Annotated in this window: 16 protein-coding genes; 11 read left to right on the top strand and 5 right to left on the bottom strand. The window is 54.7% G+C overall.

The window, feature by feature from the left end:
* Positions 1-24: 24 nt before the first annotated feature.
* The 5 genes from M0R70_05490 to rpsB all read right to left on the bottom strand — a co-directional run bounded on the left by M0R70_05490 (position 25) and on the right by rpsB (position 3949).
* Positions 25-456, bottom strand: coding sequence for an ACT domain-containing protein (locus tag M0R70_05490; GenBank protein MCK9418818.1), 432 nt, complete (start codon positions 454-456; stop codon positions 25-27).
* A 363-nt stretch (positions 457-819) separates the two neighbouring features.
* Complete coding sequence (gene frr / locus M0R70_05485; GenBank protein ID MCK9418817.1) at positions 820-1383, bottom strand: ribosome recycling factor; 564 nt, start codon at positions 1381-1383, stop codon at positions 820-822.
* Complete coding sequence (gene pyrH, locus M0R70_05480; GenBank protein ID MCK9418816.1) at positions 1376-2104, bottom strand: UMP kinase; 729 nt, start codon at positions 2102-2104, stop codon at positions 1376-1378. Before pyrH ends, frr begins: the two co-directional genes overlap by 8 nt.
* Position 2105: 1 nt before the next feature.
* Positions 2106-2990 carry a translation elongation factor Ts gene (gene tsf / locus M0R70_05475; GenBank protein ID MCK9418815.1) on the bottom strand — a complete coding sequence of 295 codons (885 nt, stop codon included), beginning with the start codon at positions 2988-2990 and terminating at the stop codon, positions 2106-2108.
* Positions 2991-3151: 161 nt separating this feature from the next.
* A complete protein-coding gene (gene rpsB / locus M0R70_05470; protein ID MCK9418814.1) occupies positions 3152-3949 on the bottom strand; it encodes a 30S ribosomal protein S2 in 798 nt (265 codons plus the stop codon).
* A 328-nt stretch (positions 3950-4277) separates the two neighbouring features.
* Here rpsB and M0R70_05465 point away from each other — a divergent pair, with 328 nt between their 5' ends.
* The 11 genes from M0R70_05465 to M0R70_05415 all read left to right on the top strand — a co-directional run bounded on the left by M0R70_05465 (position 4278) and on the right by M0R70_05415 (position 13449).
* A complete protein-coding gene (locus M0R70_05465; protein MCK9418813.1) occupies positions 4278-4601 on the top strand; it encodes a hypothetical protein in 324 nt (107 codons plus the stop codon).
* A gap of 51 nt (positions 4602-4652) precedes the next feature.
* On the top strand, positions 4653-4964 hold the full coding sequence (locus M0R70_05460; GenBank protein ID MCK9418812.1) for a hypothetical protein: 312 nt from the start codon (positions 4653-4655) through the stop codon (positions 4962-4964).
* Between the two features lie 336 nt (positions 4965-5300).
* Positions 5301-5732, top strand: coding sequence for a 50S ribosomal protein L13 (rplM, locus tag M0R70_05455; protein MCK9418811.1), 432 nt, complete (start codon positions 5301-5303; stop codon positions 5730-5732).
* A 37-nt stretch (positions 5733-5769) separates the two neighbouring features.
* Positions 5770-6177, top strand: coding sequence for a 30S ribosomal protein S9 (rpsI, locus tag M0R70_05450; GenBank protein MCK9418810.1), 408 nt, complete (start codon positions 5770-5772; stop codon positions 6175-6177).
* Positions 6178-6299: 122 nt separating this feature from the next.
* Positions 6300-7352, top strand: coding sequence for an N-acetyl-gamma-glutamyl-phosphate reductase (argC, locus tag M0R70_05445; protein ID MCK9418809.1), 1053 nt, complete (start codon positions 6300-6302; stop codon positions 7350-7352).
* Between the two features lie 92 nt (positions 7353-7444).
* Positions 7445-8650: a bifunctional glutamate N-acetyltransferase/amino-acid acetyltransferase ArgJ gene (gene argJ / locus M0R70_05440; protein ID MCK9418808.1), complete on the top strand. Its 1206-nt coding sequence runs from the start codon at positions 7445-7447 to the stop codon at positions 8648-8650.
* Positions 8651-8891: 241 nt separating this feature from the next.
* Positions 8892-9092 carry a 30S ribosomal protein S21 gene (rpsU, locus tag M0R70_05435; protein MCK9418807.1) on the top strand — a complete coding sequence of 67 codons (201 nt, stop codon included), beginning with the start codon at positions 8892-8894 and terminating at the stop codon, positions 9090-9092.
* A gap of 90 nt (positions 9093-9182) precedes the next feature.
* Positions 9183-9626 carry a GatB/YqeY domain-containing protein gene (locus M0R70_05430; protein ID MCK9418806.1) on the top strand — a complete coding sequence of 148 codons (444 nt, stop codon included), beginning with the start codon at positions 9183-9185 and terminating at the stop codon, positions 9624-9626.
* Positions 9627-9824: 198 nt separating this feature from the next.
* Positions 9825-9977 carry a hypothetical protein gene (locus tag M0R70_05425; GenBank protein MCK9418805.1) on the top strand — a complete coding sequence of 51 codons (153 nt, stop codon included), beginning with the start codon at positions 9825-9827 and terminating at the stop codon, positions 9975-9977.
* A gap of 108 nt (positions 9978-10085) precedes the next feature.
* A complete protein-coding gene (locus M0R70_05420) occupies positions 10086-11045 on the top strand; it encodes an NGG1p interacting factor NIF3 (GenBank protein MCK9418804.1) in 960 nt (319 codons plus the stop codon).
* A 10-nt stretch (positions 11046-11055) separates the two neighbouring features.
* Positions 11056-13449, top strand: coding sequence for an endonuclease MutS2 (locus M0R70_05415; GenBank protein ID MCK9418803.1), 2394 nt, complete (start codon positions 11056-11058; stop codon positions 13447-13449).
* Position 13450 lies beyond the last annotated feature (1 nt).

The following is a 13450-nucleotide window of genomic DNA, read 5'->3' as shown; positions in this document are numbered from 1 at the left end:
CCTGCGCGCCGGCAGGGGATGATCCTACAATCTCTGTACTGCTTCTCCGCTCAATATCCTGACGTCCGCCTTCCGCAGTGCATCGATGGCCTTCTCGATATCATCGAACCGGAATATCAGGACAGCATTTCCCTCGCTCTTCTGGACGAAAGCGTACATATATTCAACATTGATGCTCTTGCCCTGAAGAGTGGCGAGAATGCCGGCGAGGCCACCGGGCTGGTCAGGCACGATCACGGCAACAACCTCATTCTTCGCAATGGTGAATCCCTTGTCCTTCAGAAGGGTGACGGCCTTTTCCGTATCGTTGACGATAAGCCGGAAGATCCCGAAATCAGCCGTGTCGGCCAGGGAGAGAGCCCTCAAGTTGATCCCATTCCTGGCAAGGATATCGGTAACCTCTGCAAGGCGGCCCGATTTGTTCTCGAGGAATATGGATATCTGCTCAACTTTCACGAGCTCCTCCTTCCACATTTGTACAGCGGGATCGCTGCTTCAAGGGAAACGCATAATAATATGTCGATTTCTGTGCTTTTGTCAAGGTAAAGCTGCAAAAAAGTGCGATATTCGAAGTGTGAAATTAGTTGCTATACGGTACAGATTACCCAAGTCCGTGGATGTGCCACAAGAAGGTTTCGGCGCGAATCCGAACGATTGCTCAGTGTGAGTCGGAACATCTTAGCGTCATTTGAGGAGACCTGGTGGTTCTGGATAAGAAATGAATAACGGGCGGATAGTGCCGGCGCTTTTTCCGCGATACTTTCTTTCCATGAGGGGGGGGCATAATGGGGTGTATTTCGTAAAAAAACGGAAATGCGTCTACACGGTCATGATCTCTTTTTCCTTGTGGGCGAGCAGATCATCGATCTTTATTATATAGCTGTCTGTTGTCTTCTGTATTTCGTCCTGCAGCTTCTTGACCTCGTCCTCGGAAACGTGGGTTTCTTTGTCCTTGCTCTTCTTCTTGATATCGTCGTTCACGTCCCTGCGGATGTTCCGGACAGCGACACGCGCGTCCTCGGCCAGTTTCTTCGCGTGTTTCACAATCTGCTGCCGTCGCTCCTCAGTCAGGGGCGGGATTCCGAGGCGGATGATCTTGCCGTCGTTCGAGGGTGTGATCCCGACGTCCGATTTCAGGATTGCCTTCTCTATCTCGCCGAGCATCTTCGGTTCCCAGGGCTGGATGGTGATCATCCGAGGGTCGGGCATAGCCAAGTTCGACACCTGGTTGAGCGCTGTGGGCGTGCCATAGAAATCCACCATGATCCCGTCGAGCATGCCGAGCGAGGCCCTGCCGGTGCGGAGCGTGGTAAACTCCTTTCTGAGGACATCGAGCGCCTTGCTCATCTTCTCTTCCGCTTTTTTCTTCTGCTCGCTAAGCATTGTTCCTCCCGGTCACGAGCGTCCCGACGGTTTCGCCTAACACGATCTTCTTGATATTGCCGGGGACGTTGAGGTTGAAGACAATAATAGGAAGGCCGTTGTCCATGCAAAGGGATATGGCCGTGGCATCCATGACGCGGAGGTCCTTCTGAAGCACTTCAATATACGTCAGGCTGTTGAACTTGGTGGCGGTCTTGTCTTTCATGGGGTCGGCGCTGTATACGCCGTCCACCTTGGTCGCCTTCATAATGACCTCGGCCCCGATCTCCATTGCCCGAAGCGCTGCCGCGGTGTCTGTCGTGAAGTAGGGGTTGCCGGTGCCCGCGGCGAAGATGACCACGCGGTGCTTTTCCAAATGACGCACGGCGCGGCGGCGTATGTACGTCTCGGCGAGTTCTCGCATCTCGATCGCCGACTGTACCCGGGTGACTACGCCCTTGTTCTCCAGAACATTCTGAAGCGCCAAAGCGTTCAGCACCGTGGCGAGCATACCCATGTAATCGGCGCTCGCACGCTCCATGCCCTTTGCAGCGCCCGATAAGCCGCGGAAGATATTACCCCCGCCGATGACGATGGCGACTTCGACACCGAGGCTGCAGACCTCTTTCACCTCCGAGGTGATCGTGTCGAGCACGGCATGGTCGATGCCGTACCCCTGATCACCCATGAGGGCCTCGCCCGAGAGTTTGAGCAGGATGCGTTTGTAGCGTGGTTTCGCCATATTATTTAAGCTGGGCCGCGACTTCCTCGGCAAAATTTTCCTTCTTTTTCTCGATCCCTTCGCCGAGCTGGAATCGAACAAAGCGATTGAGCACGACGTTTCCGCCGGCCTTCTTCAGGCACTCCCTGATCTTGAGCTTGCCGTCGGGGTCCTTGATGTACACCTGGTCCATGAGGCAGGCCTCGGAGTAAAACTTTTCGAGTTTTCCCTCTACCATTTTGCCGATAATGGCTGCGGGTTTACCCGATTCCTTGGCCTGGGCCTCGTACACCGCGCGTTCGCGGTCGAGTATTTCGGTTGGCACGGTTTCCCTGTTCAGGAACTGCGGATTTGCTGCGGCTATGTGCATGGCCATGTCCCTACCGAGCTGTTCGTCGCCGCCGGTGTAGTCCACCATGACGCCGATACGGGTACCGTGCAGATAAATAGCGATGTTACCGGAGGTCTCATAGCATACGAAGCGGCGAATCGCTATGTTCTCGCCGATCTTCTGGATCAGCGCGTTGCGCCTGGCCTCAACAGTATCGCTACCGATCGAAAGCTGTGACAGCGCAACTATATCGGCCGGCTTCTTGGCGGCCACGAGCTCGGCGAGCTCCTTTGCGAAGCGCTGGAAGTCATCGTTCTTAGCCACAAAGTCGGTTTCGCTGTTCACCTCGACCATCACGCCGGTCTTTCCGCCCGCCTGGATGGTGGAAGCAATCATGCCCTCGGCCGCCACCCGCGCGGCTTTTTTCGCTGCTGCGGACAGCCCCTTCTTCCTCAGGAGATCGACGGCTTTTTCAAAATCGCCGCTGGTTTCTTCAAGCGCCTTTTTTGCCTCCATCATGCCGACGCCGGTTTTTCCCCTCAAATCCTTCACTGCACTCGCAGATATTGTTGCCATCAAAGAAAACTCCTTTCATCGAAAATCGAAAACAGCGATGCGACGCGGAGAGCCGATGCTTCCAGACGGAACGGCTTACGTCCCGGTTGACCGATAAGTCGCATTGTTGCATCATCACTGTACAACAGGTGCGCACAGGGCCGGAAGGCCCCCCCTTTGTATTATGCTTCTTCTGCGGTGGCGTCAGCATCCTCGAGCGCGGGCTCCGATGCGGCAACAGCCGGCGTTTCACCCGCGGCTTTCTCTGCTTCCACGGCCTCTCCAGTTTCCTTGGAGATGGCCTGTTTGCCTTCGATGACAGCATCGGCGACCTTCGATGCCATCAATCGGATGGCGCGGATCGCATCGTCGTTGCCCGGAATAACATAGTCGATATTATCGGGGTCGCAGTTTGTGTCGACCACGGCGACCACCGTGATGCCAAGCTTATTCGCTTCCTGGACCGCGATCGTCTCCTTGCGGGGGTCGATGATGAAGATCATGGACGGTGGCTGGGACATGGTTTTGATGCCGCAGAGGATCTTTTCGAGTTTGGTGCGCTCTTTCTCGAGTCCGGCTACTTCCTTCTTCGTGAGCTTGTCGTAGGTGCCGTCTTCTTTCATCTTCTCGATCTTCTTGAGACGGTCGATGCTTTTCTTGATGGTGGCAAAATTGGTGAGCATGCCGCCGAGCCAGCGGCTTGAGATATAGTACATCCCGCACCGTTTTGCTTCTTCAGTAATTGCATCCTGAGCCTGCTTTTTGGTGCCGACGAACAGGATGTCTTTACCCTCGGAAGAGGCTGTGCGGACAAACTCGTAGGCTTCCTTGAACAGCTTGAGCGTCTTCTGGAGGTCTATGATATAGATCCCGTTGCGCTCTCCGAAGATGTACTTCTTCATCTTGGGGTTCCATCGTTTTGCCTGGTGGCCGAAGTGTACTCCAGCCTCCAACAACTCCTTCATGGTGATCGTGGACATGACGTCCCTCCTTCAGGTTTTTACCTCCGCGCCGATCATTCCCGGGCAGATCCCGTTTTAAATCGGGACACCCTGCCACAGGTCCTGGTGCGTGTGTAATGAGATATGCCTTTTTAAAAGGCGACCCATAAAATACCATATATGTGCTCACGTTTCAAGGAAAAATTTCTTTCCGCAGTATTTTTTCGCAATCCTATAAAACACCCGTGGGTTTTCTCAATTTTGCAAAATATAAAACGACCAATTTTTAATTAAATCAACAAGTTATGTTCTGGCACGGTTGATGCAATTTAATAATCAAGATTAAGCGAAAAAGGAGGACATGACCATGAAGACCACAATAGAAAGAAAGACAGCATACATCGGAGCAGGCGCAGGATTAGTGCTCTTCGCACTCTTCGGGCTTATGCCCGGCAGCCTGTTAGGCGGTGCCATGGGTATTAATATCGCAGGATGGCTCTTCGGGCTTCCGCTCCAGCCAGGACTTGTAGCCAGGGTCATAGTGCTCGCGTCCATGCTTATCGGGGTTCTGGTGGCCGGAATCGCGATGGTGACAGCCACATCGACCATTGGTTGGCTCGTGGGCAGGGTGCTTGAATCAGGCACTCATCCCAAAGAAAATGCTGGAAAAGCAAAAGCTGCACAGAGATAGTTGATAGAGATCGAAAAAAGATCAATAGCTTCGGCTAAAAGGGGGTTTGCCATGAGAAACGAGACAGTTAAAACAGGGATGAAAATCGGCGCAACTGCAGGTGGTTTGGTTTTTCTGGTTTTCGGGATAATGCCGGGATTCTACTTCGGGAGCTTCGGGACCCTGATCCTGCTCCAGAAGATTATGGGTGGTGCGGTTGAGCCCACGCTTTTCGTGAGGGCAGCCGTGGTCATGGGCATTGTGGTCGGGATAGCCTGTGCGGCAGTAGTGAGTCTCGTGGTCGGAGGCTTGATTGGAACGGTTTTGGGATATGTCGTGTCCGTGCCGACAGCGATAAAAGACCGACCTGCCGAGAAAGCGTAATTGCAATTGAGAAGAGGTGAATGAAGAAACGGAGGGGTGGTCCTGAGTGAGACTGCCCCTTTTTGGTCGGCAGGTGGAGAGAGAAGCAAACAAAGGCGGTGAGCAGTCATTGCCTTTGTTTTTTTTTAACCATTTGATACCGTAGCAAAGCCCGATAAGATGCAGCATAACCAATTGATTTTTAATGGCTAACTTGCCGTCGGCATATGCAGACATCTGATAACTCCCTACCTCTTCGTTGGATATCCCCATACAAAAATGCTTGACAAATCTTATGAAATTGTTTATATTCGCTATTCTTAAAAAAAATATTAAGATTACTACAAGGTGGGAATTATGGCTACGTATTCAGCAAAAGCAGAAGATATTGAAAGAAAGTGGTTCATCGTTGATGCCAACGGCAAGACTCTGGGCAGATTGGCAACCGTCATCGCCTCTGTACTGAAAGGCAAAACCAAACCAATCTACACCACTCATGTTGACACCGGCGACTTCGTGATCGTGGTGAACGCAGGCAAGGTCCATCTGACCGGCAGGAAGCTCGATAATAAAATGTACTACAGCCACTCGGGGTTTCCCGGCGGTCTTAAGACGGTTAGCGCAGGTACGCTCATGAGGACCAAGCCGGAGGACGTGGTGATGATGGCCGTCGAAGGCATGCTCCCCAAGACCAGGCTTGGCAAGCAGATGCTCACCAAGCTTAAGGTCTACGCAGGGGACAAGCACCCACACGCTGCGCAGCAGCCGGTGGAGATGATCGTTAAATAACCAAGGGTAAACTTGAACCATCTGAGGAGGATTTTTAATGTCAGCATCAGCGGCAACCGTATCAAGATATTATGCAACAGGCAGGAGAAAGAATTCCATCGCCAGGGTATGGATGATGCCCGGCAGCGGCAAGGTCACTATCAACGACAAGACCATGGACCAGTACTTCGGTCGCGAAGTGCTCAAGATGATCATTCGTCAGCCGTTTGAGGTAACCGGTACGGTGGACAAGTTCGATGTCCTGGTGAACGTGCTCGGCGGCGGAAACTCCGGCCAGGCCGGCGCCATCAGACACGGGATATCAAAGGCGCTCCTTGAAGTGGACGGCGAGTCGCGCATCAAGCTTCGCAAGGAAGGGCTGTTGACCCGCGACCCCAGGGCCGTAGAGCGGAAAAAGTACGGCCAGAAAGGCGCGCGCGCGCGGTTCCAGTTCTCCAAGAGATAAGGGATCATATACCTGTCTGTTTGCAGAGATTCATAATCCTGTTAGAAAAAGGGAAGGTAGAGATGCCTTCCCTTTTATTTTGCTCAATGCTCCTTTGGAATACATGAGCGGGGTGCACGACAATGAGTGACGAAAAACTGAACATAGCGATCGTGGGATCGAGCGGATACACGGGCGGAGAACTCATGCGCATCCTCCTGAACCATTCGAGGGTAGTCGTGACCGCGATCACATCGGAAAAATCCGCGGGAAAACCCATTGCGTCAATCTTTCCCCACCTTGCGGGATTGACCTCCCTGGTGTGCGAACCCCTCGACCCGGATGCCATTGCGAAGAAATCGGATTTTGTGTTTCTCGCTCTTCCGCATGTAACCGCGCAGGAGGCGGCATTCCGCTTCCACCTGCTTGGCAAAAAGGTAGTGGACCTCTCCGCCGATTACCGGCTCACGGACCCCTCAGTGTACGCGATGTGGTATGAGAACACGCACCAGTACCCTGAGCTCCTCAAGCAGGCGGTTTACGGTCTGCCGGAGCTGCACCGGGAAAAGATAAAAAAGGCCTCACTGATCGCGAACCCGGGGTGTTACCCCACGAGCGCGATATTAGGGCTTGCGCCTCTCATGCAAAAGGGCAGAGTAGACCTGGGGAGCATAATCATCGACTCCAAGTCCGGCGTCTCGGGTTCGGGCCGCAGTCCTTCGCTGGCGCACCATTACCCGGAAGTGAACGAGGGACTCATGGCCTACAAGGTCGGAACGCACCGTCATACGCCGGAGATTGAACAGGAGCTATCCGCTCTGGCGGGAAAGCAGATTATCCTTTCGTTCACGCCGCACCTGGTGCCCATGAACCGGGGTATTTTGACCACGATCTACGCGAAGCAGAAATCACCGGTAGATACGGACCAGCTCCACGCGTGGTATCGGGACTTCTACCAAGATGCACCATTCGTGCGACTGCTGCCAATAGGCCAGTTCCCGAACGTTCGGAACGTACGGGGCTCGAACTTCTGCGATATCGGCGTCTATGCTGATACACGGACCGGACGTGCGGTCGTGGTCACTGCCATTGACAACCTTGTCAAGGGCGCCTCGGGCCAGGCGATCCAGAACATGAACCTGATGATGGGATTTAATGAAGCGGAAGGTCTCAGGCTCGCCGGGGTTTTCCCGTAAGAACAACGTGAATCGACGTCGGAGAATTTGTTTTCTCCCATGCTCGCTGTTTCCTCGATTCATTTATAATTCAGGCAATCAGGGGTTGAATCATGAGAATTCTGGATACAAAGAATTTTTCCGTGCCGGGGTATAAGGCGTGGGGGATCCATTGCGGGATCAAGAAGACCGACAAAAAAGACCTTGCGATCATCTATTCCGACCGCGAGGCAGCCGTTGCCGGGGTCTTCACAAAGAACCGGGTGAAAGCCGCGTCAATTTTGCTGGACATGGCGAGGGTGAGGTCCGGGAAAGGGCAGGCAATCATCGCGAACAGCGGTTGCGCCAATGCCTGCACCGGCAAGCAGGGACTCACTGATGCGCGTGCCACGGCGGAGATCGCAGCCCGGGAGCTGGGCATCAAGCCTGAGGCGGTATACGTCGCATCGACCGGCGTGATCGGTGAATTTCTGCCCATGTCGAAGATGGCAACGGGCATCAGCACTGCGGTCGGCCTGCTTTCGACCTTTGGCTGGGAGCAGGCGGCCGAGGCCATTATGACCACGGACCTCTATCCCAAGATTTCGATCGTGCAGGAGGAGATCGGCGGCAAGACGGTCACGATCGCCGGAATCGCCAAGGGCTCAGGCATGATCCACCCGAACATGGCGACCATGCTCTGCTTTATCGTAACGAACGCAAACATCTCAGGGCCTATGCTCAAGAAGTCACTGCTCGCGTCCACGGAGAGTTCTTTCAATAACATCACGGTGGATGGAGACATGAGCACGAATGATCTGATACTCTGCATGGCGAACGGTGCGGCGCTCAACAAGCGTCCCGTTGCGGGCGGCAAGGACAGCAAGAAGTTCCAGGTGTGCCTCGATACGGTGGCACGCTCGCTGGCAAAACAGGTAGTGAAGGACGGCGAAGGCGCGACAAAGTTCGTGGAGATCGAGGTCAGGAACGCAAGGAGCCCCGTTGAGGCAAAACGCGCCGCCATGACCGTGGCGAAGTCAAGCCTTGTCAAGACCGCGCTGTTCGGTGAAGACGCGAACTGGGGCAGGATCATGGCAGCCTTGGGATATTCCGGCGTGGAGATGGATGAGGCCAGGACGGACATTTTTATTGGAAAGAGCAAGCTTGTTGAAAAAGGTCTGGGGCAAGGCAAGCATGCGGACCGCGAAGCAACACTTGCGCTTAAGCAACGGGAAGTGCAGATCATCATCGATTTGCACAAAGGCAAGGCTTCGGCAACGGTCTGGACTTGCGATATGTCATGCGAATATGTGAAAATCAACGCGGCATACCGAAGTTGATGACCGGCGGCAGGTATCTTTGCGCGCGCAAGTAATTAAAAAGTACTGAGAATTTTGTAACAATTTCCCTTGACATTCGAAGAGGGAGTGGTTAGTTTTAATGATTATGCCGCTTTTCTTCTAATAGAGGAGCGGTTTCACTGTTTCATGCTTCTTGACGTTTAGTAAATTTTGCCCGAACACCCACAAAAAACCATATATAACAATATGATATAGATGGCAGGAGGGGGGTGTAGCGAGAGTGCCCAGTATCAGGTTACGAGACAATGAGCCTTTTGAGGCCGCGCTCCGGCGATTTAAGAAGAGCATTGAAAAGGAAGGCGTACTTTCAGAGGTCAAAAAACGCGAGCATTACGAAAAGCCGAGCGTAAAAAAGAAGAAAAAAGCGATAGCCGCACGCAAAAAGGCAGCAAAGACAGCGCGTATTGTCCGGCATGGTTAAACAGGGAAGCGCTTGATGTTCAACGGTGTAACGCCGGCGATGACAGGTGTGAAAAGAGCGCATGATCGGCGTGTACATGAGGGGGGTGGCATGGGTTTACGAGAGATAGTTGACACGGATATAAAAAATGCCCTCAAAGCCGGCGCCAAAGACAAGCTTTCCACCCTGAGGATGTTGAGCGCGGCCCTCAAGAACAAAGAGATCGACAAGCGGCGGCCGCTCACCGAAGAAGAGGTGGCTGAGACCATACGTTCTCTCATAAAGCAGCGGAAGGATTCGATCGAACAGTTTGGCAAGGGTGGCAGGCAGGATCTCGTGGATAAAGAAACGGCAGAAGTTGTGGTGCTTGAAGTATATCTGCCCCAGCAAATGTCCCGCGAAGAGATAGAGGTCATGGTCCGGGATGCGGTTGCCCAGACCGGCGCGCAGGGTGCCAAGGACATGGGCAAGGTCATGAAGGCGCTCATTCCCCTGGTGGGCGGGCGAGCGGATGGAAAACTGGTGAGCGAACTTGTCAAACATGCGTTGGGGTAAAGGAAATGTTTCAAGCGCTGCAGCGTGTAATGTATCACTCCAGGGCTGAACAGGGGGCCATGAAGACCGGGGCCCCCTGATTTTTTTAACGTTCAGATTCAAATCATATCAATTCATAATATGTCGTAATATGGCCGTCCACATGAGTCAGTCAGCCCCAGTAATAAGAAACCATATCCCCGATAGGGGCACTCGAGAATGACCAATGAAGTGCCTGAAAATATCGTCATTCCCGAAGGTTTGATCGGGAATCCGGTTTTCCGAAGACACGCGCTTTCGTGTGGTCAGTTTGAGTTAAGTGGATATCCCGAATTAGCAAACAACATCATCTCATCACGTGGCACCATCTGAACGAATGACATGAATATCGGAACCCCCGGAGCTTACCTTCTTGTGTTTCTAACCACTCGGTGTTTCGGCATGTCTCTTTAAGTTTTTTTCTTGTCAGGAGTCTGTGCATTGAAACTTCAGGAATTCTTTAGACTCGCGATCCAGGCCGGTATTGATGCCGATCCGCGCGGAAGAGTCGTGGTGGAACAGGAACTGCACGAAGCGCGCAAGGCATACGAAGAGCTCAAGCCTGAGGACAAGGCAACGTTCGATCAGGAAAAGCTTGAGAATCCCTATACCGACAGCAGGATACTGCATGGCAATCCGGACCGGGAGGTGAAGAGCATCCTCGCGGGGATCGATATTGAAACTCCGGAGCTTTTGCTTGCCGACCGTCTTATTCAGAAGGGCACGGCTATCGATCTTGTTGTGGCCCATCACCCCGAAGGCCGCGCCTTCGCGAATTTCTATGAAGTAATGAAGATGCAGGCCGATATCCTGAACCGTTTCGGCGTGCCGATCAATGTCGCGGAAAACCAGCTGAACAGCCGGATGAAAGAGGTTGAGCGCAGTCTCATGCCGGCGAATCATACCCGGCCGGTGGATGCGGCGCGTCTCCTCGACATTCCCTATTTGTGCCTGCACACACCAGCCGACAACAGGGTAGTGAGCTACCTTCAGGCCCTGTTTGACAGGGAGTTGCCGGCCCGTCTCAAGGACGTGGTCAAACTCCTCAAGCAAATTCCCGAATATCAGGAGGCGGGCAGGAACAACGCAGGCCCCAGGATCCTGATCGGCTCGGATGACCAGCGGACCGGCAAGGTGTTCGTGGACATGACCGGCGGGACCTCGGGTTCCAAGGACACGCTCGAAAAACTTTCCCAGTCGGGTGTCGGGACGATCGTGGGCATGCATATGTCCGAAGACCACCGGAAAGAGGCGGAGAAGCACCACATCCATGTAGTGATCGCCGGGCACATATCGAGCGACACGCTCGGTTTCAACCTGCTCCTCGATGTCATCGAAAAACACGGCCCGCTTGCCGTTGTGGAGTGTTCAGGATTCAAGCGGATAAGAAGGCAGAACTGATGTTCCCGGCATGAATGACCATACCCTGAGAGTGCTGGAATATGACAAAGTAGCAGGCGTCGTCTCCGGATTCGCGGCATCGGAAGCAGGAAGGGACGCTGTTCTCGCCTTTCTTCCCGCAGTTGACGCCGTGATCGTCGAGTCCCGGCTCCAGGAGACAAGCGAGTTCATACACCTTCTCCGAAGCAACGAGGTTCCTCCGCTTGACGGCATCCTGAATGTAAAAGCGGCCGTCCAAAAACTCGGGGTGGCAGGCAGCATGCTTTCCCCTCTCGAGCTTGTGAACATGGCGACGACCCTTGGCGCCGGAAGGCGGACCAAGAATTTTTTCCATCGTTTTGAAGGAAAGGGGACCGGGGCAAAACCTCAGGCCCCGCTCCTGTGCGCACAGGCAGCAAAGATACAGCCGCTCAAACAGATAGAAGACGCGGTCTTTTCCGCGATCGATGATAAGGCCGAGGTCAAGGACTCGGCCAGCCCGGAGCTCCGGAAGGTGCGCAAACAGATCGTACGGACGCGCGAGGACATTCTGGGCCGCATGTCAGGCATCCTGCAGGAGAGCGGCTTTCAGAAGGTGATCCAGGAGCCCGTGATCACGCTCCGTGACGATCGGTATGTACTGCCGCTCAAGCCCAATTTCCGGCAGAGCCTGAAAGGCATTGTGCACGGGCAGTCCGGCTCCCGGTCCACGCTCTTTGTCGAGCCCCTCGAGATCCTGGAACAGAACAATCGTCTTGCCGAGCTCCGCATGGATGAGCGTGAAGAAGTTGATCGCATCCTGCGGGAACTGACCTCCCTCATGACCCAAGAGGCGGATACGATCAAGGACACGATCGAGGCACTTGCCGGGATCGACGCGGTGTACGCCAGGGCCCGGTTCGGGATCGAGTATGAGGGGACCGTGCCGGCACTATCGGCAGATCGAACCATCGTGCTTCGGGCAGCGCGTCACCCTCTTCTGGCCGTCAAGTTCAAAAACGCCATCGGCAACAAGAGCGTTATCACGAACGACATAGAGCTGAGCAGCAGCGACCACGCACTGATCCTGAGCGGCCCGAACGCCGGAGGCAAAACGGTGATCCTGAAGATGGTGGGACTCCTTTCCCTCATGGCGCAATCCGGCATGCCGGTGACCGCAGGAGAAGGAAGCGAACTGCCGTGCTTCGGCTCGGTGTTCGCCGATATCGGCGATGAGCAGAGCCTGGAACAGGACCTGAGCACCTTTTCGTCCCATGTGAAGCAGATCGCCGACATCCTCCGCGAGGCGGACCGGGATTCCCTCGTGCTTCTGGACGAGCTCGGGTCCGGCACGGACCCGAACGAGGGCGCGGGACTCGGCGCGGCAGTGCTCGAGGGCCTGATCGGGCGCGGTTGTATCTCCCTGGTGACCACGCATCACAACGCGCTCAAGCTTTTTGGCTCGCAGACAAGCGGCGCCGTGAACGCGGCCATGGAGTTCGATCCCCGGACGCTCAAGCCCACGTACCGGCTCATTCCCGGCAGGCCCGGCAGGAGTTACGGTCTGGATATGGCGACCAGACTTGGTATTCCCGACGACGTGATCGACCGCGCACGGGCCCGGATCAGCGACGACGATATCAGGCTTGAGACACTGCTCAAACAGGTGGAGGACGACACCCATCTGCTCGCATCAGAGCGGGAACGGCTTGAACAGGACCGCAGGGCGGCAAAACAGGAGCGGAGCGAGGCAGAGGCCCTGCTCCGGGCGGCGAAAGAAGAGGCCCGTGCTGTAAAAGCAAAGACAAAAGAAGAAGCGCGGGAGGTGTTGTCCTCCCTGCGCCTGAAGCTCCGGGAGCTTTCGCGGTCGGCGGTGCTGGAACAGGCAGAGGTACGGAAGGCATCCTCAGAGGTCGAGGATCTTGCGCGAAAACTTCAGCCCGCTGAGCAGGAACACCAAACTGTTTCCGCAACGATGCCTGATCTGCGCCAGGGTGACCGGATCAAGCTGGTGAGAGCGAACAAGACCGGTACGGTGCTCGGTTCACATCGGGGAATGATCGAGATCGAGGTTGACGGCAAGAAAATAACGCTCCCTTCGCGCGATGTCTTGCTGCTCGAACCTGTTTCGCAAGGGCAGACCGCGGGCAGGGTGCCGGGCTGGGGTACCGAGCTCCACGAGGAAGAAGGTCCTCCGCGCGATTACGCGCGGCTGAATCTCCTCGGACTTCGCGTGAATGAGGCATTGGACGAAGTGGACCGATTCCTCGACCACGCGAGTACGCGTGGCCTTTCGGTCCTGACCATTATCCATGGCCTGGGGACCGGCGCGCTCAAGACAGCAGTAACGAAATTTCTCAAGAACCATCCGCTGATCACGGCAATACGGCCGGGAGAACCGGCCGAAGGCGGCGCAGGCGTTACCGTGGCGGAGTTGAAAAAATAAC

This window comes from Nitrospirota bacterium (assembly GCA_023229435.1).
GTDB lineage: Bacteria > Nitrospirota > UBA9217 > UBA9217 > UBA9217 > JALNZF01.
The sequence above is the reverse complement of the archived record's forward strand: the minus strand, read 5'-3'. Positions and strand labels throughout refer to the sequence as shown.

Coding starts and splice junctions, on each gene's coding strand:
- M0R70_05460 (MCK9418812.1), top strand. CDS start 4,653: ATGAGAAACGAGACAGTTAAAACAGGGATGAAAATCGGCGCAACTGCA.
- M0R70_05430 (MCK9418806.1), top strand. CDS start 9,183: ATGGGTTTACGAGAGATAGTTGACACGGATATAAAAAATGCCCTCAAA.
- argJ (MCK9418808.1), top strand. CDS start 7,445: ATGAGAATTCTGGATACAAAGAATTTTTCCGTGCCGGGGTATAAGGCG.
- M0R70_05415 (MCK9418803.1), top strand. CDS start 11,056: ATGAATGACCATACCCTGAGAGTGCTGGAATATGACAAAGTAGCAGGC.
- M0R70_05465 (MCK9418813.1), top strand. CDS start 4,278: ATGAAGACCACAATAGAAAGAAAGACAGCATACATCGGAGCAGGCGCA.
- pyrH (MCK9418816.1), bottom strand. CDS start 2,104: ATGGCGAAACCACGCTACAAACGCATCCTGCTCAAACTCTCGGGCGAG.
- rpsB (MCK9418814.1), bottom strand. CDS start 3,949: ATGTCCACGATCACCATGAAGGAGTTGTTGGAGGCTGGAGTACACTTC.
- rpsI (MCK9418810.1), top strand. CDS start 5,770: ATGTCAGCATCAGCGGCAACCGTATCAAGATATTATGCAACAGGCAGG.
- frr (MCK9418817.1), bottom strand. CDS start 1,383: ATGCTTAGCGAGCAGAAGAAAAAAGCGGAAGAGAAGATGAGCAAGGCG.
- argC (MCK9418809.1), top strand. CDS start 6,300: ATGAGTGACGAAAAACTGAACATAGCGATCGTGGGATCGAGCGGATAC.
- M0R70_05425 (MCK9418805.1), top strand. CDS start 9,825: ATGACCAATGAAGTGCCTGAAAATATCGTCATTCCCGAAGGTTTGATC.
- tsf (MCK9418815.1), bottom strand. CDS start 2,990: ATGGCAACAATATCTGCGAGTGCAGTGAAGGATTTGAGGGGAAAAACC.
- rplM (MCK9418811.1), top strand. CDS start 5,301: ATGGCTACGTATTCAGCAAAAGCAGAAGATATTGAAAGAAAGTGGTTC.